The organism is Shewanella sp. GD03713 (assembly GCF_029843705.1).
In the GTDB taxonomy this organism is placed as follows: domain Bacteria; phylum Pseudomonadota; class Gammaproteobacteria; order Enterobacterales; family Shewanellaceae; genus Shewanella.
On sequence record NZ_JAOCIW010000001.1, the window covers coordinates 481,913 to 505,846 of the forward strand.

Here is a 23,934-nt window from a genome sequence, read left to right on the forward strand (position 1 = left end):
TACCGATGGCATTATTTTCATTACTGGTCGCCATTCTTGTGGAACGATTGAAGTTCCTTCCCGCTTCGTGGCAATGCGATCGCGTACTGCAATCCTATCAATCCACTTTCTTTGGTGACAAAGCCTCGTTAACCAATACCAGTATGTTGCTCGCCTTAGTTTTGCCCGCCTTGGTAGTGCATGTTTTGGGTTGGGTTGCCTCTGGCATGTTTTGGGGGCTGTTAACCCTTGCCCTGTGGGTGGTGGTGGCAATTATTTGCTTTAATCATCAAAAACAGCGCGATAGCTTTAAAAAGTATATGCAGGCGGCGTGTCGCTCCGACGTGCAAGCCTGTTACCACTATGCGGCCGAATTAGATTGCAGTGAGTGTTTAGATGCGGTGTCTGAAAAAGACTTAGGCGCCAAGGTCGGGCAGAGTGTTGCCTGGATTAACTATCGTTATTACGGCGCAGTGGCATTATGTTTTATCTTCCTAGGCCCAGTTGGCGCTGTCTTATATTGCACCGCGCGTTTTTATGCCGAAGAGAATGTGCGTAAATCCCTTAATCTACCGCTTATCGAAGATATTATGTTTGTCCTAGATTGGATCCCGAGCCGGGTATTTTCCTTTGGCTATGCGCTCAGCGGTCAGTTTAGTGAAGGGCTCTCGGCTTGGCGTGACCATGCCTTAAACATCAATGCGAGTGCCAGAAGGGTCGTGACAGAAACGGCGTTAGCTTCTCAGCCGCTGCCAGAGGAGTCGAGTGCACCAGTTTGTGTACAATCGACCTTGGCATTATTAGTCTTAAGTAAACGCAACTTTACGCTGATGGTTGCTGTGCTGTCGCTGTTGACCATTTTTGGCCTAGTGACTTAAGCCGTAGTCGCCACATGACATTTTAAAGAAGGAATGGGTGAAGGTGATTCGCCAATTCCTTTTTTGTTTTTAGTGCACTGTAACCGAGATTTCTGCTACGTCACAGAATGCTATTTAGCCACTGTATTTTGGAATGATTTTCGGTGAAAATGCCGTTTACTCAGAGGCTTATTTGGCATTCATTTACTTATGTCAAATGGTCTGACCCCATAGTGACATTTTTAGGCTATGCTCTCACATCGTGAGCGGTTTTGAATGGGATCACCTTTTAAGGTCGATTTTCAATCTAGACATCAAAAGTGTGATTTGATAAAGTGCGCTCACTCATAAAAATTGGTAAGACCAATTTACAACGGAGCTGAGCGCCTAATGGCCTATAGTAAAATTAATCAGCCAAAAATTTCTGATGTGATCATGGCGCAACTCGAGCAGATGATCCTCGAAGGCAGTTTACAGCCGGGTCAGAAATTACCGCCGGAGCGCGAACTGGCCATCCAGTTTGAAGTGTCTCGCCCTTCACTGCGTGAAGCCATTCAAAAGCTTGAGGCGAAAGGGCTATTAATGCGCCGTCAAGGCGGCGGTACTTATGTCAAAGAACAACTCTGGCAGAGCCTTGCCGATCCTATCGTTGAATTAATGACTGCCGATCCAGAAAGCCAATACGACTTGCTGGAATTCCGTCATGCGACCGAAGGCATGATGGCCTATTTTGCCGCATTGCGTGGCACAGACGCCGATATGCAGAATATCAAGCGTATGATCCTTGAGGTGGAAGCCGCCACCAATATCGAACAACAAGCCGCTGCCATTGTGCGTTTCTATCGCGCCGTCGCCGAAGCGTCACACAATGTGGCTATGTTGCATCTCGTACTCAGTTTAACCCCTGTGCTGCATAAGAATGTGGCGCAAAACTTGGAGCTTTTAAGCCGCCGCGAAGAAGCCTCCACTATGGCCAACGATCACAGACGTGCTCTGCTCGCTGCTATCGTTCGTCGTGATCCTGAAGCCGCCAGAGAAGCCTCGAATGAACACTTAAGTTACATCGAAGAGGTGATGTTATCTGTGCGGGAAGAAGATAGCCGGTTGCAGCGAAGTTTGCGCCGTTTAAAGAGTGGCGCTTAAGTTCCCGACTTTAGCACTCGCTAAAGCGGAATATGCCGCAAACACCATTCATCATCATGTATATAGAGAAGGACAGTGTCATGTCTGAAGATATGCTACAAGACTTAGATCCGTTAGAGACTCAGGAATGGGTTGACGCCCTGCAAGCTGTATTAGAACAGGAAGGCCCTGAACGCGCCCATTTCTTATTAGAGAAACTGATCGATAAAGCCCGTCGCAATGGCACGCACTTGCCTTACACTGCGACCACGGCCTATTTGAACACCATTCCGGCGGGTCAAGAGCCGCACATGCCTGGCAACCAAGAGATGGAACGTCGCATTCGCGCCATCATCCGTTGGAACGCCTTAGCTATGGTTCTGCGTGGTTCTAAGAAAGATTTAGAGTTAGGCGGCCATATTTCGAGTTTCGCGTCGAGCGCAACCATTTATGACGTGTGCTTCAACCACTTCTTCCGCGCGCCAAACGAGAAAGACGGCGGCGACTTAGTGTATTTCCAAGGCCATATCGCCCCAGGTATCTACGCCCGTTCATTCTTAGAAGGTCGTTTAACTGAAGACCAACTGGCTAACTTCCGTCAAGAAGTGGATGGCAAAGGTTTATCTTCTTATCCGCACCCTAAGTTGATGCCTGACTACTGGCAATTCCCAACGGTTTCTATGGGTCTGGGTCCAATCCAAGCGATTTACCAAGCTCGCTTCTTAAAATACCTGACTGACCGTGGTCTGAAAGATTGTTCTGACCAAACCGTTTACTGCTTCTTAGGTGACGGTGAGTGTGACGAGCCAGAAGCCTTAGGTGCTATCGGTTTAGCTGCCCGTGAAGAATTAGACAACTTAGTCTTCATCATCAACTGTAACCTGCAACGTCTGGACGGCCCAGTACGCGGTAACGGTAAGATCATCCAAGAGCTGGAAGGCGAATTCCGCGGCGCAGGCTGGGAAGTGGTGAAAGTGATTTGGGGTCGTTATTGGGATCCATTATTGGCCCGCGATACCAGCGGTAAGTTACTGCAGTTAATGGAAGAAACCGTTGACGGTGAATACCAAAACTGTAAAGCCAAAGGTGGCGCTTATACTCGCGAACACTTCTTCGGCAAATACCCAGAAACTGCCGAAATGGTAGCGAACATGTCAGATGATGACATTTGGCGCTTAAACCGTGGTGGTCATGACCCAGTTAAAGTGTACGCGGCATTAGACCATGCGCGTAAGACTAAAGGTCGCCCAACGGTTATCTTAGCGAAAACCGTTAAAGGTTACGGCCTAGGTGATGCGGGTGAAGGTAAGAACATCGCACACAACGTGAAGAAAATGGGTATCGAGTCTATCCGTTACTTCCGCGATCGTTTCAATATCCCAATTCCAGACGATCAATTAGAAGATCTGCCGTTCTACCACCCAGGTCCAGATTCGGAAGAAGTGAAGTACATGATGAGCCGTCGTGCCGAGCTGCATGGCAGCGTGCCGCAACGTCGTGAGAAGTTCAGCGAAGAGCTGGAAGTGCCATCACTGAAGATTTTCGATTCGATCTTAGCAGGCTCAAATGGCCGTGAAATTTCATCGACCATGGCGTTTGTTCGCGTACTGACTGCGCTGTTAAAAGACAAGAAGATTGGCAAAAACATCGTGCCAATTATTCCTGACGAAGCGCGTACCTTCGGTATGGAAGGTCTGTTCCGTCAAGTGGGTATTTATGCTCACGAAGGCCAAAAATACGTTCCGCAAGACTCTGACCAAGTGGCTTACTACCGTGAAGATAAGTCAGGCCAAGTACTGCAGGAAGGTATTAACGAATTAGGTGCTATGTCATCTTGGGTATCGGCTGCAACTAGCTACTCAGTGAACGATGTGCCAATGATCCCATTCTACATCTACTACTCAATGTTCGGTTTCCAACGTATTGGCGACATGGCTTGGGCAGCAGGTGATATGCGTGCACGCGGCTTCTTAGTCGGTGGTACGTCTGGCCGTACAACCTTAAACGGTGAAGGTCTGCAGCATCAGGACGGTCACAGCCACGTACTGGCTAACACCATTCCTAACTGTATTACCTACGATCCAACTTACGGTTATGAAATTGCCGTTGTGGTACAAGATGGTATTCGTCGTATGTACGGCGAGAATCAAGAAGATATCTTCTACTACCTGACCACAATGAACGAAAACTACGAGCAGCCAGCCATGCCAGAAGGTGCAGAAGTTGGCATCGTTAAAGGTATCTACAAGTTAGAAACCGTTGCCGGCTCGGGTAAAGGCAAAGTTCAATTAATGAGCTGTGGCACCATTCTTGAGCAAACCCGCAAAGCGGCTCAAGCACTGGCAAAAGACTTCGGTATCACTGCCGACGTATTCAGCGTAACCAGCTTCAACGAACTGACTCGCGATGGTCAAGCGGTTGAGCGTTGGAACATGCTGCACCCAACTGAAACGCCAAAACAAGCGTATATCAGCCAAGTGATCTCCAGTGATGCGCCTGCAATCGCAGCGACTGACTACATGAAGATCTACGGCGAGCAGTTACGTGCTTACATGCCAACCGATTACAAAGTGTTAGGTACTGACGGTTTCGGTCGTTCAGACAGCCGTGACAACCTGCGTCACCACTTCGAAGTGGACGCTAAGTTCATCGTTATCGCGGCACTGAAGTCACTGGTTGATCGTAAAGAGCTGCCTGTTGATGTGTTAGCGAATGCCATCAAGGAATACGGCATCGACGCTGACAAGATCAATCCACAGTACGCGTAAGAGGCAATAAAAATGGCTGAATTAAAAGAAGTTTTTGTTCCTGATATCGGCGGCGATGAAGTACAGGTTATCGAAATCTGTGCTTCTGTGGGCGATACCTTAGCAGCGGAAGAGTCGATTCTGACCGTCGAAAGCGACAAGGCGACCATGGACATTCCTGCGCCTTTCGCGGGTGTGTTAGCCGAATTGAAAGTGGCCGTCGGTGACAAAGTCAGCGAAGGTACTTTAATTGCGATGATGCAAGCAGCGGGCACGGCTAATGTTCAAGCTGCGCCTGTTGCTCAAGCTGCCGCTCCTGCGCCAGCCCCAGCAGCACCAGCTCCAGTACAAGCGGCTCCAGCCCCAGTGGCTGCCGCGCCAGCGACGGGCGCAACCCAAGTGGTTGAAGTCACTGTGCCGGATATCGGTGGTGACACCGATGTGTCTGTTATCGAAGTCTTAGTTGCCGCTGGCGATAAGATTGAGGTTGACGCTGGCCTTATCACGCTTGAAACCGACAAAGCGACCATGGACGTACCATCGCCATTCGCGGGTGTGGTAAAAGAAGTGAAAGTGGCAGTGGGTGACAAGGTTTCTCAAGGCTCATTAGTGATCATGCTCGAAGTGGGCGGCGCGGCACCTGCTGCAGCGCCACAAGCGAGCGCGCCAGCAGCCTCTGCACCTGTCGCTCAAGCGGCTCCTGCTGCGCCAGTTGCTCCAGTCGCAGCTGCAGCACCAGTGGTTGCGGTTAAAGAAATCCAAGTGCCTGATATTGGCGATGCGAGCAATGTCGATGTGATCGAAGTGCTCGTGTCTGTGGGCGATGACATTACAGTTGATCAAGGTTTAATTACCCTTGAAACCGATAAAGCGACCATGGAAGTACCAGCGCCATTCGCCGGTAAACTGTTGTCGTTAACCGTTAAAGTGGGTGATAAGGTTTCGCAAGGTAGCGTGATTGCGACGATTGAAACTACTTCCGTTGCAACAGTAAGTGCGGGTGCAGCTTCTGCCCCTGTGGCTCAAGCCGCAGCTCCTGCTCCTGTTGCCCAAGAAGCGGCACCAGCGCCTGTTGCAGCCGCTCCTAGCCGTCCACCAGTTCCACATCACCCAAGTGCGGGTGCGCCAGTGGCAACCGGTGTGGTGCATGCGTCTCCTGCGGTTCGCCGTTTGGCCCGAGAATTCGGTGTGGACCTCACTCAAGTGACGGGTTCTGGCCGTAAAGGTCGCATCATGAAGGAAGACGTACAGGCGTATGTGAAATACGAACTGTCTCGTCCTAAGGCGACAGCAGCAACTTCCGTTGCAGCGGGTAGCGGTGGTGGTTTGCAAGTAATTGCCGCACCGAAAGTGGATTTCAGCAAGTTTGGTGAAGTGGAAGAGATTCCATTAAGCCGTATCCAGAAGATCTCTGGTCCAAACCTGCACCGCAACTGGGTAACTATTCCCCACGTGACTCAGTTCGATGAAGCTGATATCACTGAAATGGAAGAGTTCCGTAAGCAGCAGAACGACGCAGCGGCGAAGAAGAAAGCCGATTATAAGATCACTCCGCTGGTCTTTATGATGAAAGCTGTGGCGAAAACGCTGCAACAGTTCCCTGTGTTCAACTCAAGCTTAAGCAGCGACGGTGAATCACTGATCCAGAAGAAGTACTACCACATCGGTGTGGCGGTTGATACGCCAAACGGTTTGGTTGTGCCAGTGGTGCGTGACGTGGATAAGAAAGGCATTATCGAGTTATCTCGTGAGCTGGCCGATATTTCTATCCGCGCCCGTGACGGTAAACTGAAGTCTGCCGATATGCAGGGTAGCTGCTTCACTATTTCAAGCCTAGGTGGCATTGGTGGTACTGCATTTACCCCAATCGTTAACTACCCAGACGTGGCGATTTTAGGTGTGTCTAAATCTGAAATTAAGCCTAAGTGGAATGGTAAAGAGTTCGAGCCTAAATTGATGTTGCCACTGTCGCTATCATACGATCACCGCGTGATTGATGGTGCTATGGCTGCACGCTTTAGCGTGACCCTGTCAGGAATTCTGTCCGATATTCGTACTTTGATTCTGTAAACAAATAAGGCTGCTCAACTTGAGTGGCCTTTTGTTTATTGTGATCAGTATCAAACACAGGTTAAAATGCGCCCACCTTACGCGCTGGCGCATTTTCGGTTGGCAGGATTACTCTCCTCCAACGGATTGAATGAGAATTAGAGGAAAACATGAGTAACGAAATCAAAACTCAGGTAGTGGTATTAGGTGCAGGTCCTGCTGGATATTCTGCTGCCTTCCGTGCGGCTGACTTAGGTCTGGAAACCGTTATCGTTGAACGTTTTAGCACTTTAGGTGGCGTGTGTCTGAACGTGGGTTGTATCCCATCTAAAGCCCTGTTACACGTTGCTAAAGTTATCGAAGAAGCCAAAGCCGTTGCTGCACACGGTGTTGTGTTCGGCGAGCCAACAATCGATTTAGACAAGTTACGCAGCTTCAAGCAAAAAGTGATCAGCCAGTTGACTGGTGGCTTAGGCGGCATGTCTAAAATGCGTAAAGTAAACGTTGTTAATGGCTTCGGTAAATTTACTGGCCCTAACAGCTTAGAAGTGACTGCTGAAGACGGTACTGTGACTGTGGTTAAGTTTGACCAAGCGATCATCGCTGCGGGTTCTCGCCCAATCAAACTGCCATTCATTCCCCATGAAGACCCACGTATTTGGGATTCGACCGACGCATTAGAACTGAAAGAAGTTCCAGGCAAACTGCTGGTAATGGGCGGCGGTATCATCGGTTTAGAAATGGGTACTGTGTATTCATCTTTAGGCAGTGAAATCGACGTGGTTGAAATGTTCGACCAAGTGATCCCTGCGGCTGACAAAGACGTTGTTCGCGTATTCACTAAGCAAATCAAGAAGAAATTCAACCTGATCCTAGAAACTAAAGTCACAGCGGTCGAAGCCCGTGAAGACGGTATTTATGTTTCTATGGAAGGTAAGAGCGCACCAGCTGAACCAGTGCGTTACGATGCGGTATTAGTCGCTATCGGCCGTACACCAAATGGCAAGCTGATCGATGCCGACAAAGCCGGCGTTAAGATTGATGAGCGTGGTTTCATCAACGTTGACAAGCAATTACGTACTAACGTACCGCACATCTACGCTATCGGTGACATCGTTGGTCAACCAATGCTCGCTCACAAAGGCGTGCACGAAGGCCACGTAGCGGCCGAAGTGATCGCGGGCATGAAGCACTACTTCGATCCAAAAGTCATCCCATCAATCGCTTACACAGACCCTGAAGTGGCCTGGGTTGGTCTGACTGAGAAAGAAGCTAAAGAGCAAGGTATTGCTTACGAAACAGCGACTTTCCCATGGGCTGCCAGCGGCCGTGCAATCGCTTCAGATTGCAGCGAAGGTATGACTAAGCTGATTTTCGATAAAGACACGCACCGCGTTATCGGTGGTGCTATTGTTGGTGTGAACGGTGGCGAACTGTTGGGCGAAATCGGCCTAGCCATCGAAATGGGTTGTGACGCTGAAGATTTAGCATTAACGATTCACGCTCACCCCACACTGCACGAATCAGTGGGTCTAGCGGCTGAAATCTACGAAGGTTCTATTACTGACCTGCCAAACCCAAAGGCAAAGAAAAAGTAATTTAATCTTTGTCTCGTCCTGAAATAAGTTGAGACTTATATTCGTAAAAGCGCCTTTAGGGCGCTTTTTTATTGCCTAAGTAAAAATGTAAAGTTAATGTGAATGTGCGGGTGTATTCAGACTGTTGAACTGCTACAGTACAGTTATACCCAAGCGACCTCAAAATACGAGTTTCAGAGCGCCTAGGGGGCTTCGATTCAAGGCGCATCAATGAAAAAATGTCGGCCACCTTTTGAATTGATGCAACACGGAAGTGGAGTGCCCTAGGCGCTCCGTCCCGGCGGGGTTTAACGCACTTTATGCCGTGTTGGCTATTTTTGACTTAGCCCACTAGGCCTACAAATAGCCGCCTTGCTTAAAGTGCGTTAAATTCCCGCTGAATTCTGCATTTTGAGGTGGTTTGGGTATATGTATGAAGTAAGCCATCAAATGCAAACAAGAATAACTAAAACACTTCTGGCATGTTTCATCCTTTTTGTCTCTGGTCTGAACATGGTTTGGGCTGGTGGATTTGTGCAACGTGTTTTCACCGACCGAGATGGATTAGCCGCCACCAGTATTCGTGGCTTGACCTTAGATGACCATGGTTTTGTCTGGGCGGCGACCGAGCAAGGCTTATATCGCGTTAGTAATTCTAAAGTCAGACGCATAGACAAAACGGGGAGCGAGTCCCGTCTTGCGGATGATTTCCTCAACTCAGTGGTCAACGTCGGGCAAGACAAGCTGCTGGTCAGCACCAACGCGGCGTTGTATCTCTACGATATCCGTGGCAATCAATTTACGTTGTTTGGCTCACCCGATTTGTTCCCGCACTTTCCAGGTGGCGCCATGCTGTCTGCTGCGCGGATGGATGCTCAGCGTTGGCTATTGCTGATTGATAATGGTCAGATTTATCAGTATTCCCCTGCGACTTCTGAACTCACTCTGGTGACTCAACTGGCGGTAAATCGCGATCTGCCTTGGCGCAAGTTATTGGTGCTCCCCAATGAGCAAATCCTGCTGGCTGGGCAATTTGATTTATTGCTGCTGGATAAGTCAGGTAAAACCCTCAGTAAATACCCATGGACTGAGTCTATGGGAAGCATTCTGGATATGCTTGAGGATACGAAACACCGCGTATGGTTGGCGACGAGCCGTGGCGTGTATCGTTTCGAGCCAAGCACACAGCAACTTGATCCCGTGCCTGAATTACCCGATTGGAGCACAGTGATTGTTGAAGATCCTAAGGGCTCGCTATGGTTTGCCAGTCGTTTTGGCCTATTGAAATGGTCGCCAGAGACCCACCAGATTGAGAATTATCAGGAGGAGCTGAAAAAGCAGGCCAATATGGAAATCCTCAAGGCCATGCTGTTCGATGATTCGGGTCTGATGTGGGTGGGCGGCTCTGGCGATGGCTTGGCGCTGCTGGCATCGCGTCCCGATTTTATCTTAGAGACCTATACCGCGGATAAGCCCTACGCACTGGGCGATGCCATGATTTGGTCAGTGTTTGCGGCACCTGAGGGACTCTGGCTTGGCTCATCCAATGTGATGTTTATTGCCAAGGACACACAGCAAACCATAGATATCCCGATTGAAGGTTTGCTGTCCCACGAGAGTATTTACGATATCAGCCCATTTGCCGAGCACTACTTGTTGATCTCTAGCACCAGCGGCCTGTTTGTGGTTGATAGAACAAGCTTTAAGGGCGAGAGCTTTGCAAAGTGGATCAATGGCCAAGATGAATTTAAAAACAAGCTGGTTTATCGGACTTATGTTGACCCACTGTTAAAAGGGCGGGTGTGGATCGCCAGTTCTACAGGCCTGTATTTCTGGGAGGCCGATTTAAAAGCGCCACAGGCCTTTGACATCGACAAGCCTGCAAAACCTGCTAAAGATGCCGTGGAACCCAAGCGTCCGGCGATTAGAACCTTGTATCGCGCCTCCGACGGTAAGCTGTGGATCGGTGGTAAGCGGGTTTTTGGCTATCTGGATGAGGCGAATGAGTTCCACGATCAGCGAAGCCTATTTAATGGCTTGAGTGCCATGCCCACCGTTAGCCATATCGAAGAAATGTCACCTGGAGTGATGTGGTTTGGCTCCTACGAAAAGGGCTTATTTGAGTATCACCTCAACAGCAGTGAGCTGGTTTCGCTTACTGCGCTATGGCAAGTGAACTGCAGCTCAGTGTTTTTTATCCAAAAGACGCCTAAAGCCAATCTGGTGGCCTGCGCCGATTCTCTGATCCGCCAAGATATCGCGACCGGCCATATCGCCATGTTTAACCAACTCGATGGGCTGATTTCCGATGAAATGAATGAAGGAGCTTACTTCTATTCCCCCGAGTTTGGTCTATATCTTGGCACTCCGGAAGGGGTTATGCACTTGGATGTGGATAAGCTGGTCAACCGGATCACCGATGACCATGTGATGCTCGAGTCTGTGTCTGTCTATTACGATAACAGCACCGAAGTTTCCCTACTGCCTCAGCCCATGATGGTAATTAAACCCGATGCCAACATGGTGAGTTTACAGATCACTAACCTCGATTACCTTGATGATTCGCCAATACAATTTAAATATCGACTCAGATATCAAGGGGAGGAAGATAACTATGTGCTGCTCCAAGGTGAGTCGCAGGTAAACCTCGCAGGCTTAGCAGCGGGAGAATATCTACTTGAGGTGTTAAGCCAAGTCAATGGAATCTGGTCAGATAAGCCCTTTACTTTTCCCTTCTATGTTGAGCAGCACTGGTGGTTGACTCAAGGGTTTAAAGGTTTATTATTATTAGTGTTTTCGATTATTGCACTGAGTTTAGCGTGGTATCGACAGCGTCAGGTTCGCACCTTTATGGCGATGAATCAAGCGCTAACCGAGAGTGATGATCGTCTCAGGCAATCGTTACGTGGTAGCGACTCTGATCTTTGGGAATGGCATAGGGATAGCCAATGTTTTTATCTCGATAACCGCGGTTATGTCTTGGGAAGTCATGCCAACGAAATTGTACTTACTCTTGAATCACTTCCCGTACATCCTTTGGATCGGGAAAAAGTACTGGTGCAATGGAATAGTATGCTTGCAGGAGAGGTTGATCGGTTTGAAGCCGAATATCGATATCATCGTCGCGATGGTAACTGGGGCTGGTTGAGAGTGCGCGGGCGTCCTGTGGCTCGTAATAAACAAACCCAAGTTATTGAGCGGGTAGCGGGTATTTATAGTGATATAACCTTGCAGCGGCAGCTTGAAGATGAAGTCAGTCTTTTAGCCCAAGCGTTTGAAAATACATCAGAAGGTGTACTTATTTTAGACGTAGATGAAAATATTCGTGTTGCCAATCATGCCGCACAGCACATTATAGGCTCAGAACAACAGAGCTTAGTCGGCCTATCATTTTCGCAATTTGTGCAAATGAAGGACGGGTTATCTACGGAAGTTGCCCAGTTACTTGGTCAGGATAGCTCATGGACGGGTGAGCGTGAGTTAGTCGGACAAAACGGCCTAGTTTATCCCGTATGGCTTAACGTATCGGTGATGCAGTCACTGAATGAAAATGCCATTCACTATGTAGTGGTATTTTCAGATATCACTGAGCGGAAACGCACCGAGGCCGACCTTAGACGTCTGGCAAATTACGATGTATTAACAGGACTCCCTAACCGTTCGTTATTCGCCAATCGTTTGATGCAATCTATTCAAGCGGCTGAGCAAAGTGGTGAAAAGTTAGCATTGCTGTTTCTTGACCTAGATAGATTTAAGCATGTCAATGATTCCTATGGCCACAGTATGGGCGATGCACTCTTAGTTGAAGCATCTAATCGATTACAATCCTGTATCGGAAGTGACCATTTACTCTGCCGTTTTGGTGGCGATGAATTTGTTATTTTGTTGAAAAATGTTAAAGAGTTAAGTGATATTAACCACTTAGCAGAACAGTTGTTGGCACAAATCGTCGCGCCATTTAGGTTGTTTGGCCGCGAGTTTTATATTTCAACCAGCATTGGGATCAGTATTTGGCCCGATGATGCAATGCAGCCAGAAGCCTTCATAAAAAATGCGGATCTGGCCATGTATCATGCCAAGGAAGAAGGTCGTGGTAACTTCAAATATTATTCATCAGAGCGCAATGCCCAAGCGTTATACCATTTACGTTTGGAGGCTGATTTACGTAAAGCGATAGAGCGGCAAGAATTTGAACTGTATTATCAACCACAAATTGATATTTTGCAGGGGGATAAATTTATTGGCATGGAAGCACTCATTCGTTGGCGACATCCCGTCGATGGTTTTGTGCGACCCGATATTTTTATTAAAGTTGCCGAAGCTTGTGGTTTGGTTGTTGATATTGATCGCTGGGTTTTACGCCGCGCGTGTTCGGATGGGGCCAAATGGGCAATGCAAACCGCTGAGCCATTTAAATTGTCGGTCAATATTTCAGCTGTGCATTTCCGTCAACCAGACTTTATCGATGGCGTGAAGAAAATTCTCGATGCCACCCGTATGCCCGCTTCATCTTTATGCTTAGAAATTACCGAAGGGGTGTTAATGAAAGAGTTGCAGGTGGCTAAAGCCCACTTAATGCAGCTTGACGAGCTTGGCATTGAAGTCGCGATTGACGACTTTGGCACCGGATATTCCTCTTTAGCTTATTTACGCAATTTTGAGGTGAATACACTCAAAATTGACCGTTCATTTTTGATCGATATCGCCTCTAATTCTGCCGATCAGGCTATTGTGAGTAGTATTATTGAATTGGCTCGTAACTTAAAATTAACCGTAGTAGCAGAAGGGGTCGAAACCGTTGAGCAGTTAGAGCAGCTTTTTAGCCGTGGCTGTTATATTGTTCAGGGCTATTACTTTGCTAAACCAATGTCTGTCAGTGATTTTGAAAAATATCTTCAGTTACAGTCTCCGCTTGACTCATTGCAATCTTAATCTGCAATTTATGTGTGCTTAATTGCGCATTTTTAGCCTCGGCTCAAGTTGGGGTTTTATGTTGAATTATCTGTTTACAGCACTTGTGTTTAAACGTAAATGAAATAACGCGATCATTAATGGCAAATTTTCAACTCATCGGTTCAGATAAAATATGACTGATGGTTAAATAGATAAATTTGCTAATATTAACTCGAAATTTTTTATCCTATAAAAGTACTCATTATGATGCGCCGAATAGTAGCTTCTCTCTTTTTATGTGTGTTGCTGACTCCCTTATGTGCGGCTGAACGGCCAAAAATAGGATTAGTGTTAAGCGGTGGAGGTGCTAAAGGCGCCGCCCATGTTGGTGTACTTAAAATTTTAGAAGAACATCATATTCCTGTGGACTATATTGCAGGTACGAGTATCGGCGCTTATGTCGCGGGTATGTATGCCTTGGGATACAGTGCAAGTGAAGTCGAAACCATCATGATGGGGGTTGATTGGGATAGTGGTTATTCGGATACCATCCCACGTAATGTGTTGAGCTACAGGGATAAACAACTAAGGGATCGCTACAATATTCCGCTGAACATTGGTTACAACGAAGGTGAAGTGAAGGCGCCTAGTGGTTTACTGCGTGGCCAGACCATGTCGCAGCTATTGCGTCAATCAACGGATTTAGTCAGTCAGTTTGGTGATTTTGATGATTTAGCCATTCCCTACCGAGCGGTGGCGACCGACTTAGAAACCAGCTTACCCGTGGTTATCAACCACGGCAGCATAGTTAAGGCCATGCAGGCATCTGCAACTGTACCAGGGGCGCTGCAGCCGACACAGATTGATGGCAAGTTGTTAGTCGACGGTGGGATTGCCAACAACATGCCCGTGGACGTAGTTAAGGCTATGGGCGCCGATATAGTGATTGCCGTGGATATCGGTTCGCCACTGGTGACCAAAGACAAGCTCGACAGCACGATTGCGGTGCTCGATCAGTTATCTAACTTCTTGACTAACGCCAGTACTGAAAAACAAAAGCAATTATTGACTGATAATGATGTGTTGATCCGTCCTGCGATCGATGCCCTAAGCACAACCGATTTTACCATCATGCCTTTAGCGTTAACCCTCGGCAAAGAAGCGGCGACCAGCCAGTTAGTTAAATTGCAAAAGATGAGCGTTAGCGAAGAACAATATGCCGCCTATGTTGAGAGTAAAAGGGCCAAGGGTAAGACTGTCATGGCGGATATCGCTCATCCTATCAAGGAAATTGTGTTTGATAACCACTCAAAAGTTAGCCTTAATTTATTAAAAGAAACCCTAGAACTTAAACCTGGTCAGAATATTACTAAAGATGAATTGAACGATGCCTTAAAACGCATCTATTCCCTCAATAAGTTTGAGCGCGTGGATGCCGAGTTTGTCGAGTCTGAAGAAGGTCGAGTGCTGACGGTGACCACCCGAGCTAAATCTTGGGGACCAAATTACTTCCAACTAGGCTTTAATTGGGAGGACGATTTTAGCTCTGATTCAGCCATCAGCTTTGATATGGCTTATACCATGACAGACTTAACCTTTAATGGCGGAGAGTGGCGAAACGAAGTTAAGCTTGGATTCGAAAAGCTATTTGCAACCGAGTTTTATCAACCGCTAGATAGAGATCAAGAGTTTTATAGTCGAGCCCGATATCAATTCGATGTTCATAATTGGGATCTCTACGATAACAATAACCGTGTTTTTGTCTTTGACAAGAAAACCCACACTATTGAATTAGGAATTGGTTATAACTATGTCTTGCAAGGGTTTATTGAATTTGGTTTAGTGGGGGAGAAAGGCGTTATCGTCAATGATGCCTGGTTGCTGAAGGATTTTGATTTTAACTCCTACGGTGCTTACTTGAGGGTTGGTTATGACAGCTTAGACAGTATTAGTTTCCCGACTTCGGGTAACCGCATCACCTTAAATGTGTATGTGCGTAATGAAGATTTTGACGATGTCGTTGATAACAATAAAAACGAATTTAGTGTTCAGGTTGAAGCCGATTGGAAAGGCGCGCTCAGCGTTGGCAATCATGCCTTTGTGGGTAAAGCGTCGCTTGCGACAAATAATAATGACGGACTTAATACGTTACACTTGTCCGATTTGGGCGGTTTCTTAAACCTTTCTGGTTATCACAAGGACTCGCTCACAGGGGCGCATAAGCTCTTTGGCGCCTTTGTCTATCAGTATGATCTGGGCCGAGATGCCTTATTAGGTATGAGAGATTACCCACTCTATTTAGGGCTAAGTTTAGAGGCGGGAAATGTATGGTATGAACGCTCAGAGGTATCCCTCTCAGACCTTATCTATGCTTCTAGCCTTTACATAGGTACAGATACTTCTATGGGGCCGGCAGCACTGGGCTTTGGTATTACAGATATGGGTGATAAATCCTTGTATTTATTTGTCGGTAAAGCCTTCTAAATCGATCGAAGGGCATAACTAAGGTTATGCCCTTCGTTTTTCCTGCTGAACACTATTCCCGCATAATCTAAAAATCGCGTTTATACTGGTTTGCGCAAATATCACTAAGTGTCATAACCTTTTACAAAATCTTGCTACAGCCAAACTAGGCAAAATGCTAAGGTTTTGCAGGAAAAAATAACAACACTCTCAACGGAAGCTGGGGAAAACAATGAAGAAGATTAGCACACTGGCGCTGGGGATTGCCCTGAGCCTAGGTTTAGCCGCTTGCAGCAGCGAGCCTAAAACTGAAGTCGCCGCGGTTTCTGGCATTGAATTACAAAACTTTGATGCCTCAGTTCGCCATCAAGACGATTTTTATTACAGCGTGAACGGTAAATGGTTAGCGAATACGCCTATCCCTGCCGACAAGTCTAACTACGGTGCATTCTCTGTGCTGTACGATCAAAGCCAAGATGCGTTGAAAAAAATCATCGATGCCGCCGCAGCGCAAAAAGATGCTGCTCCTGGCTCTAATAATCAAAAAATCGGTGACTTTAACGCCAGCTTTATGAATACCGATTTGCTCGAATCCTTAGGTGTAACCCCATTAAATCCATTACTGGCGGATATCGCAGCGGTGAAAACCCACGGCGAATTACCTGCGGTAATGGGCAAATTACTCACCAGCGGTTCAGGTATTCCCTTTGGTTTCTACGTTAATAACGACGCGAAAAATTCTACCCAATATGCAGTGTATTTAAGCCAGTCGGGCTTAACCTTGCCAGACCGCGATTACTACTTAAAAGATGACGCTAAGTTTGTCGCTAATCGCCAAGCAATGGCGAAATATGTGACTGATATTCTGACTGAAGCAGGCTATAAAAATGCAAAACGTGCCGCGAAAAACGTAGCCGACATCGAGATGATGATCGCTAAGAGCCAGTGGAGCCGCGTTGAATCTCGCGATGCTAACAAGTCTTACAACAAACTGAGCCGTGCCGAGCTGCAAAAACTCACTGGCAAGTTTGATATCAATGCCTTTGCGACCAGTGCGGGCCTTGGCGATAAAGTGACTGAAGTCATCGTGCGTCAGCCATCATACTTAGAAAAGTTAGGCGCTAATTTTGATGCCTTCCCCGTTTCAGCTTGGCAGGATTACTTAACGTTCCACTTAGTGGATAGCTATGCTGAGCTGTTAAGCAAAAACTTCGTTGACCTTAACTTTGCCTTTAAAGGCAAAACCTTAATGGGTATTGAAGAACAACAACCACGTTGGAAAAAGGCGGTAGATGGCGCCGACCAAGTGATTGGTGAGTTAGTCGGTGAGGAGTACGTTAAGCAATATTTCAAACCAGAAGCAAAAGCCCGCATGGAAACCATGATCAAAAACTTGATCAAAGCTTTTGAAGTCAGCATCAACGAACTCGAGTGGATGACGCCTGAAACGAAAGTCGCGGCTCAAGAAAAACTGTCTAAGTTTACCTACAAGATTGGTTATCCAGACAAGTGGAAAGACTACACAGCGTTAGAGATCAAGCCTGATGAGCTGGTGGGTAACTATATGCGTTATGCCAACTTCGAATATCAAGACATGATCAACAAGTTAGGTAAGCCAATCGATCGTACCGAGTGGCATATGACACCACAAACGGTGAACGCTTATTACAGCCCTGTTGGCAATGAAATCGTATTCCCTGCGGCGATTCTGCAACCGCCATTCTTCAATATGGAAGCCGATGATGCGGTTAACTACGGTGGTATCGGTGCGGTAATTGGCCACGAAATCAGCCATGGTTTCGACGACCAAGGTGCTAAGTACGATGGCGACGGCAACCTGCGTGATTGGTGGTCTGATAAAGACCGTGAAGAGTTCCAAAAACGCGGTAAGCAACTGTCGGCGCAGTATTCTGGCTATGAAGCGTTGCCCGGTAAGTTTGTGAACGGTGATTTAACCTTAGGCGAAAACATTGGTGACTTAGGCGGGTTAACCGTAGCGGCGCGTGCCTATGCGATGAGCTTAAACGGTAAACCTGCACCAGTGCTCGATGGCTTAACGGGTGAGCAGCGTTTCTTCGTCGGTTGGTCACAAGTGTGGCGCCGCAACTACCGTGATGAAGAGTTAGGTCGTCGTTTACTGACGGATCCGCATTCACCTAGCCACTACCGTGCTATGGGTACACCGCGCAATATTGAAGCCTTCTATAAAGCTTTTGAGCTGAAAGAAAGCGACAAGATGTATTTAAAACCAGAAGAGCGCGTAAAAATCTGGTAATCCATAGGATGAAAATGAAAAAGCCAGACGGATGTCTGGCTTTTTTATTTGCGTCAATTGTTGCTGTGATTAGCCCAAGATAGCCGGTAAATCTAACAAGCTGTCGGCTTGGTGATGGGCGACAACCCATTTGGCCTGCCCGCGTTGCTCCGGTGCGGGAATGGCGACGGTCTGCATATTGGCAGCGCGGGCGGCGATAAGACCATTGAAAGAGTCTTCAATCGCGAGGCAATAACGCGGGTCGACTCCTAACGCGGCGGCGCAATTTAAGTACACCTCGGGATGGGGTTTGCCATAGGTGAGACCTTCGGCGGATTGTACCGCCATAAACTTATCGCTTAGGCCGAGTTTACTGAGTACGGCTTCGATAATGGTGTAAAAAGAAGAGGTGGCTAGGCCTATCTTTAAGCCTTTAGCTTGGCAGTAATCAATGGCTTGTTGAACGCCTTGCATGGCTTCGCCCGTTCGCAGGATTTCCTCTGCGACTTTATCGACGATGGCGGTGCTGACCTTGGCATTGTCGTAATCGGCCCAAGGTGCTTTGTGATACCAATAGTCGACACATTGGTCGATACGTAAACCTGTGGTTTGTTGAATCGTTTCGATAGTGACGGGCACGCCAAGTGCCGATAAGACTTCATACTCAACCCGTTGCCAAAGGGGTTCTGAATCGATTAACACACCATCCATATCAAAGATAACAGCTTGAATACTAAGGGATGTCATTACTACTCCAAGGGATGGGAAGGATTACTAAGCGCTATGCTCTGGGAACTTGAGTGTATGGTTAAGCTCTGCATCTTCAAAGTCTAAAAGCACAAAGTTTAAAAATATTTACGCTTAACCTGCGGTTGTGAGCAAAAAAATATTCGTTCGATTTTAAATTGATTAACTTATGTTAACTATTTGTCGCTTATGGTTTTTTGTCTGTTTTCAAACTATTGTCTAATTTCCCTTGTTTTATTCTTGCCGTAAGTTGAGCTGCACCTCCGGATTTAGCCCTTATTTCGTCTTTCGCCGAGTGTGACCTGATTCATACTTTTGCAAAGCTGTAGTATACTGCTGGCCGGAAATACGGGTCGATCATGTCGGACTGTCAGCTTCAATTGAGAAGACGTGCAGTTTCGTTGTTAGAGCGCCAAACAAAGAGGAATGTTGCCGTGCTAGAAGCATATCGTAAACACGTCGCAGAACGTGCTGCAGAGGGCGTAGTCCCTAAGCCATTAGATGCACATCAAGTGGCTGAACTGGTTAAATTGGTTCAAAATCCCCCCGCTGGTGAAGAAGCCGTTATTCTTGACCTGCTAGAAAATCGAATTCCCCCCGGTGTTGACGAAGCCGCTTACGTAAAAGCCGCTTTCTTAGATGCGGTTGCCAAAGGCGCTGCAACTTCACCTATCCTGTCTGCCGAACGTGCGACTGAGTTATTAGGCACTATGCAAGGTGGCTATAACATCGAGCCGCTGATCGCTCAGTTAGATAACCCTGCTCTGGCGCCTTTAGCCGCTAAAGCCTTATCTCACACGCTGCTGATGTTTGATTCTTTCCACGATGTGGTTGAGAAAATGGAAGCGGGTAATGCCTATGCTAAACAAGTCGTTGAAGCTTGGGCAAATGCAGACTGGTACTTAAGCCGTCCAAAATTAGCGGACAAAGTGACCCTGACCGTATTCAAAGTCTCAGGTGAAACCAACACCGACGACCTGTCACCAGCACCTGATGCTTGGTCACGTCCAGATATCCCATTGCACGCTTTAGCTATGCTGAAAAACGCGCGTGATGGTATCGAGCCAGATGTACCTGGCAGCGTAGGTCCAATCAAGAAATTAGAAGAACTGAAAACCAAAGGTTTCCCATTAGTTTACGTGGGTGACGTTGTAGGTACAGGTTCGTCACGTAAGTCTGCGACTAACTCAGTACTGTGGTTTATGGGCGATGATATCCCATTCGTACCTAACAAACGTGCAGGTGGTTTCTGCTTAGGTGGCAAGATTGCGCCGATTTTCTTCAACACTATGGAAGATGCGGGCGCACTGCCAATCGAACTTGACGTCAGCAAAATGGAAATGGGCGATGTGATCGACATTTATCCATACGCTGGCCAAGTGAAGCGTCACGACTCAGACGAAGTGATTTCTGAGTTCAGCCTGAAAACCGACGTACTGTTAGACGAAGTGCGTGCTGGTGGTCGTATTCCATTGATCATCGGTCGTGGTTTAACTGACAAAGCGCGCGCAGTATTAGGCTTACCAGCTTCTGACGTATTCGTACGTCCTCAAGACGTCGCTGATAATGGCAAAGGTTACACTTTAGCGCAGAAGATGGTTGGTAAAGCCTGTGGTGTTGCTGGCGTACGTCCAGGCCAATACTGTGAGCCTAAGATGACTTCTGTGGGTTCACAGGACACGACTGGTCCTATGACCCGTGACGAGCTGAAAGACTTAGCCTGTTTAGGCTTCAGTGCCGATTTGACTATGCAGTCATTCTGCCACACTGCCGCTTATCCAAAACCAGTAGACGTGAACACTCACCACACTCTGCCAGACTTCATCATGAACCGTGGCGGTGTGTCTCTGCGTCCAGGTGACGGTGTTATCCACTCTTGGTTAAACCGTATGTTATTACCAGACACAGTTGGTACTGGTGGTGACTCACATACACGTTTCCCAATCGGTATTTCATTCCCAGCAGGTTCTGGTCTAGTGGCATTCGCTGCCGCGACCGGTGTGATGCCTCTGGACATGCCAGAATCAGTATTAGTGCGCTTCAAGGGCAAGATGCAACCTGGCATCACCCTACGTGACCTAGTACACGCGATTCCATTAAAAGCGATTGAAATGGGTCTGCTGACCGTTGAGAAGAAAGGTAAAGTGAACATCTTCTCTGGCCGCGTACTGGAAATCGAAGGCTTAGAAAGCCTGAAAGTTGAACAGGCATTCGAACTGTCTGACGCTTCTGCAGAACGCTCTGCTGCGGGTTGTACTATCAAGTTAGACAAAGAGCCAATCATCGAGTACCTGAACTCGAACATCACTATGCTGAAGTGGATGATCGCCGAAGGTTACGGTGACCGTCGCACGATAGAGCGTCGTATCAAAGGCATGGAAGAGTGGTTAGCGAATCCTGAGCTGATGAGCGCAGACGCTGATGCCGAGTACGCTGCGGTGATCGAAATCGATTTGAACGAGATCAAAGAGCCAATCCTGTGTGCGCCAAACGATCCAGACGATGCAGTATTACTGTCATCTGTTGCGCAAACTAAGATTGACGAAGTGTTCGTAGGTTCTTGTATGACTAACATTGGTCACTTCCGTGCGACCGGTAAGATGTTAGACAAGTTCGCTAAGACGCTGCCAACACGTCTGTGGATTGCACCACCGACTAAGATGGACAAAGACCAGCTGACCGAAGAAGGTTACTACGGTATTTTCGGTCGCGTTGGGGCGCGTATCGAGATCCCAGGCTGTTCACTGTGTATGGGTAACCAAGCACGTGTGGCTGAAGGTTCTACAGTGGTATCGACTTCTACCCGTAACTTCCCGAACCGTTTAGGTACAGGCGCTAACGTTTACTTAGCCTCTGCGGAATTAGCGGCAGTAGCAGCCCTGTTAGGTCGTCTGCCATCGGTTGAAGAATACCAAGAATACGCGAAAGAGTTAGATGCAACTGCAGCTGACACTTACCGTTACTTGAACTTCGATCAAATCGATTCTTACACTCAGAAAGCATCACAAGTGATCTTTCAATCAGCTGTATAATCGATTGATATGATAATGAAAAAGCCAGCGAAAGCTGGCTTTTTTGTTTGTAAATTCTATCGCTAATAAGCTGTTGATTAAGAAGTGACTGCTAATCTCAAACACTATTTATCAAGGGTGGCGACTTGACCCATTGAGGCGCAATCATGCGACTCGCGGTGCATAACGGTTAGCGCTAATTAGGCTTGCTGGGCGTGCTCTGAATACTGGTTATGTAGCACTTCGAGCAATTTATCTTCTAACTCGAAACGGGTTTCCATGGTGTGGGCCAGTTCGGAAAGATCTTTATCGAGCTGGTATAACACTTGGTCATCCTGCGCTTCGGCGTACTTATCATTAAAGTCTAACGCCGCGTTGGTCGTTGGGGTGATCTTTGGCAGTACTTGCTGGGCTAAGGTTTTGCTCGAGGCGCCAAACTTTTCACAGGCATTGACCACTTGGTCATAGACTTCGAAATGGCCTTCGGAGACGTAATCGACTAATAAATCACAAAAGGATTTCACATGATCGAAGGAGGGAAGGGATTTTTCGGCTTTCCCATAGGGAGGAAGGCCTGCTATCTGGCAGTAATGCACCAAGAGTTTACGACGATTTTCTAGCCATTGATCTATAAGCTTATTTGAACCGCCCCACTTTTGTTCTGCTTTCTCGAGTTCTCTCAGCATGATGCATTCCATTTAAGTGCCAGGACATGACTCTAATGTAGGGGAGAAATAGCTCTTGGATCAACCCTTTTTATCGGGATTTGCGAGAATTGGCAGATGGACAAACCAGCTGTTTTGTATAAAAAAATGCGGAAATAAAAAGCCCAACGATAGAAACCTATCGTTGGGCGAGTAATGTATATAGCAGGCTCGATGCGACGAGCTTCTTGATTGTTCTTGCTAGCGCAAACTTTTTATACCAAAGGCAGGAAACCAGCGCAACTTTTTTCTGTCTTAGTGTGACTTTGGGTTCGATTACTAAACAGTATGTTATCTGGCTAGCATTTTGACGATAAGTGCTTAAATGGACAGCAATGATGGGGAATAGCTCACATAAATTTGCACTTAAAGGTTACATTATCCGCGTAAATGCTAAACTACCGACCCAGCGGATCTCAATAAGTCTAGGAATCAAGCCAAATGGCAGAATTAAAGAATGATCGTTATTTACGCGCCCTACTAAAACAGCCTGTTGATATGACTCCAGTGTGGATGATGCGTCAAGCTGGCCGTTATCTCCCTGAATACAAAGCGACTCGCGCTCAAGCGGGTGACTTCATGTCTTTATGTAAAAACCATGAACTGGCCTGTGAAGTAACGCTACAACCGCTGCGTCGTTACGAGCTGGATGCGGCGATTCTGTTTTCCGATATTCTGACTGTTCCCGATGCGATGGGATTAGGTCTGTATTTTGAGGCGGGCGAAGGCCCACGTTTTGAGCGCCCAACAGACACTATCGATGCCATCAAAAAATTAGCCGTTCCCGATCCAGAAGATGATCTGGGTTATGTGATGAAAGCGGTTAGCACTATTCGCCGTGAACTGAATGGCCAAGTGCCATTGATTGGTTTCTCTGGCTCTCCTTGGACACTCGCGACTTACATGGTTGAAGGTGGCTCGAGTAAAACCTTTGAAAAAATTAAGAAGATGGCCTACGCAGAGCCAGCGGCGCTGCATATGTTACTCGACAAGTTAGCAGACTCAGTGACTCTGTACCTGAATGCGCAGGTTGCTAACGGCGCTCAATCGCTGATGATCTTCGACTCATGGGGCGGCGCGTTATCGCACACGGCTTACCGTGAATTCTCACTGCGTTATATGCAGAAGATTGTCGATGGTCTGACTCGCTTTGCCGATGGCCGCCAAGTGCCAGTGACCTTATTCACTAAGGGCGGTGGCTTATGGTTAGAAGCCATGGCTGAAACTGGCTGTGACGCCTTAGGTTTAGACTGGACTGTCGATATTGCCGATGCCCGTCGCCGTGTCGGTCACAAAGTGGCGCTTCAGGGCAACATGGATCCTTCTATGCTGTACGCGCCAATCCCACGTATCGAAGAAGAAGTAGCTCAAATTCTGGCGGGTTACGGTGAAGGTACAGGCCACGTGTTTAACTTAGGCCACGGTATTCATCAGCACGTTGACCCAGAGCATGCGGGTGCCTTTATCAAGGCGGTTCATGCTCAATCTAAGCAGTATCATAAGTAAGCGATACTGAAGAAAAAACGGACCT

The 23,934-nt window shown here is 47.4% G+C and carries 12 protein-coding genes; 10 read left to right on the forward strand and 2 right to left on the reverse strand.

The window, feature by feature from the left end; translation table 11 throughout:
* Positions 1–5 precede the first annotated feature (5 nt).
* From ampE to N5E87_RS02285, 8 genes are all read left to right on the forward strand, one after another.
* Positions 6–857 (forward strand): beta-lactamase regulator AmpE, encoded by an 852-nt coding sequence (gene ampE / locus N5E87_RS02250; RefSeq protein ID WP_011627384.1) that lies wholly within the window; start codon positions 6–8, stop codon positions 855–857.
* 369 nt (positions 858–1,226) lie between these two features.
* The gene (pdhR, locus tag N5E87_RS02255) at positions 1,227–1,979 is read left to right on the forward strand and encodes a pyruvate dehydrogenase complex transcriptional repressor PdhR (RefSeq protein ID WP_011070781.1); all 753 of its coding nucleotides are present in this window, start codon (positions 1,227–1,229) and stop codon (positions 1,977–1,979) included.
* A gap of 80 nt (positions 1,980–2,059) precedes the next feature.
* The gene (gene aceE, locus N5E87_RS02260; RefSeq protein ID WP_279774980.1) at positions 2,060–4,726 is read left to right on the forward strand and encodes a pyruvate dehydrogenase (acetyl-transferring), homodimeric type; all 2,667 of its coding nucleotides are present in this window, start codon (positions 2,060–2,062) and stop codon (positions 4,724–4,726) included.
* A gap of 12 nt (positions 4,727–4,738) precedes the next feature.
* Positions 4,739–6,775, forward strand: a complete 2,037-nt coding sequence (aceF, locus tag N5E87_RS02265) for a pyruvate dehydrogenase complex dihydrolipoyllysine-residue acetyltransferase (RefSeq protein WP_279774981.1) — start codon at positions 4,739–4,741, stop codon at positions 6,773–6,775.
* A gap of 149 nt (positions 6,776–6,924) precedes the next feature.
* A complete protein-coding gene (gene lpdA / locus N5E87_RS02270; RefSeq protein WP_037413608.1) occupies positions 6,925–8,352 on the forward strand; it encodes a dihydrolipoyl dehydrogenase in 1,428 nt (475 codons plus the stop codon).
* A 408-nt stretch (positions 8,353–8,760) separates the two neighbouring features.
* A complete protein-coding gene (locus tag N5E87_RS02275) occupies positions 8,761–13,263 on the forward strand; it encodes an EAL domain-containing protein (RefSeq protein ID WP_279774982.1) in 4,503 nt (1,500 codons plus the stop codon).
* Positions 13,264–13,488: 225 nt separating this feature from the next.
* On the forward strand, positions 13,489–15,708 hold the full coding sequence (locus N5E87_RS02280; protein WP_279774983.1) for a patatin-like phospholipase family protein: 2,220 nt from the start codon (positions 13,489–13,491) through the stop codon (positions 15,706–15,708).
* 211 nt (positions 15,709–15,919) lie between these two features.
* Positions 15,920–17,962 carry a M13-type metalloendopeptidase gene (locus N5E87_RS02285; RefSeq protein WP_279774984.1) on the forward strand — a complete coding sequence of 681 codons (2,043 nt, stop codon included), beginning with the start codon at positions 15,920–15,922 and terminating at the stop codon, positions 17,960–17,962.
* A gap of 69 nt (positions 17,963–18,031) precedes the next feature.
* On the opposite strand, the gene hxpB is transcribed toward N5E87_RS02285, so the two are convergent.
* Positions 18,032–18,688 (reverse strand): hexitol phosphatase HxpB, encoded by a 657-nt coding sequence (gene hxpB / locus N5E87_RS02290; RefSeq protein WP_011715645.1) that lies wholly within the window; start codon positions 18,686–18,688, stop codon positions 18,032–18,034.
* A 434-nt stretch (positions 18,689–19,122) separates the two neighbouring features.
* Here hxpB and acnB point away from each other — a divergent pair, with 434 nt between their 5' ends.
* Complete coding sequence (acnB, locus tag N5E87_RS02295) at positions 19,123–21,720, forward strand: bifunctional aconitate hydratase 2/2-methylisocitrate dehydratase (protein ID WP_069453740.1); 2,598 nt, start codon at positions 19,123–19,125, stop codon at positions 21,718–21,720.
* 179 nt (positions 21,721–21,899) lie between these two features.
* On the opposite strand, the gene rsd is transcribed toward acnB, so the two are convergent.
* A complete protein-coding gene (gene rsd / locus N5E87_RS02300; RefSeq protein ID WP_086017236.1) occupies positions 21,900–22,385 on the reverse strand; it encodes a sigma D regulator in 486 nt (161 codons plus the stop codon).
* Between the two features lie 459 nt (positions 22,386–22,844).
* Here rsd and hemE point away from each other — a divergent pair, with 459 nt between their 5' ends.
* Positions 22,845–23,909 carry a uroporphyrinogen decarboxylase gene (gene hemE, locus N5E87_RS02305; RefSeq protein ID WP_011621241.1) on the forward strand — a complete coding sequence of 355 codons (1,065 nt, stop codon included), beginning with the start codon at positions 22,845–22,847 and terminating at the stop codon, positions 23,907–23,909.
* Positions 23,910–23,934: the final 25 nt, after the last annotated feature.

Coding starts and splice junctions, on each gene's coding strand:
- ampE (WP_011627384.1), top strand. CDS start 6: ATGGCATTATTTTCATTACTGGTCGCCATTCTTGTGGAACGATTGAAG.
- pdhR (WP_011070781.1), top strand. CDS start 1,227: ATGGCCTATAGTAAAATTAATCAGCCAAAAATTTCTGATGTGATCATG.
- aceE (WP_279774980.1), top strand. CDS start 2,060: ATGTCTGAAGATATGCTACAAGACTTAGATCCGTTAGAGACTCAGGAA.
- aceF (WP_279774981.1), top strand. CDS start 4,739: ATGGCTGAATTAAAAGAAGTTTTTGTTCCTGATATCGGCGGCGATGAA.
- lpdA (WP_037413608.1), top strand. CDS start 6,925: ATGAGTAACGAAATCAAAACTCAGGTAGTGGTATTAGGTGCAGGTCCT.
- N5E87_RS02275 (WP_279774982.1), top strand. CDS start 8,761: ATGTATGAAGTAAGCCATCAAATGCAAACAAGAATAACTAAAACACTT.
- N5E87_RS02280 (WP_279774983.1), top strand. CDS start 13,489: ATGATGCGCCGAATAGTAGCTTCTCTCTTTTTATGTGTGTTGCTGACT.
- N5E87_RS02285 (WP_279774984.1), top strand. CDS start 15,920: ATGAAGAAGATTAGCACACTGGCGCTGGGGATTGCCCTGAGCCTAGGT.
- hxpB (WP_011715645.1), bottom strand. CDS start 18,688: ATGACATCCCTTAGTATTCAAGCTGTTATCTTTGATATGGATGGTGTG.
- rsd (WP_086017236.1), bottom strand. CDS start 22,385: ATGCTGAGAGAACTCGAGAAAGCAGAACAAAAGTGGGGCGGTTCAAAT.
- hemE (WP_011621241.1), top strand. CDS start 22,845: ATGGCAGAATTAAAGAATGATCGTTATTTACGCGCCCTACTAAAACAG.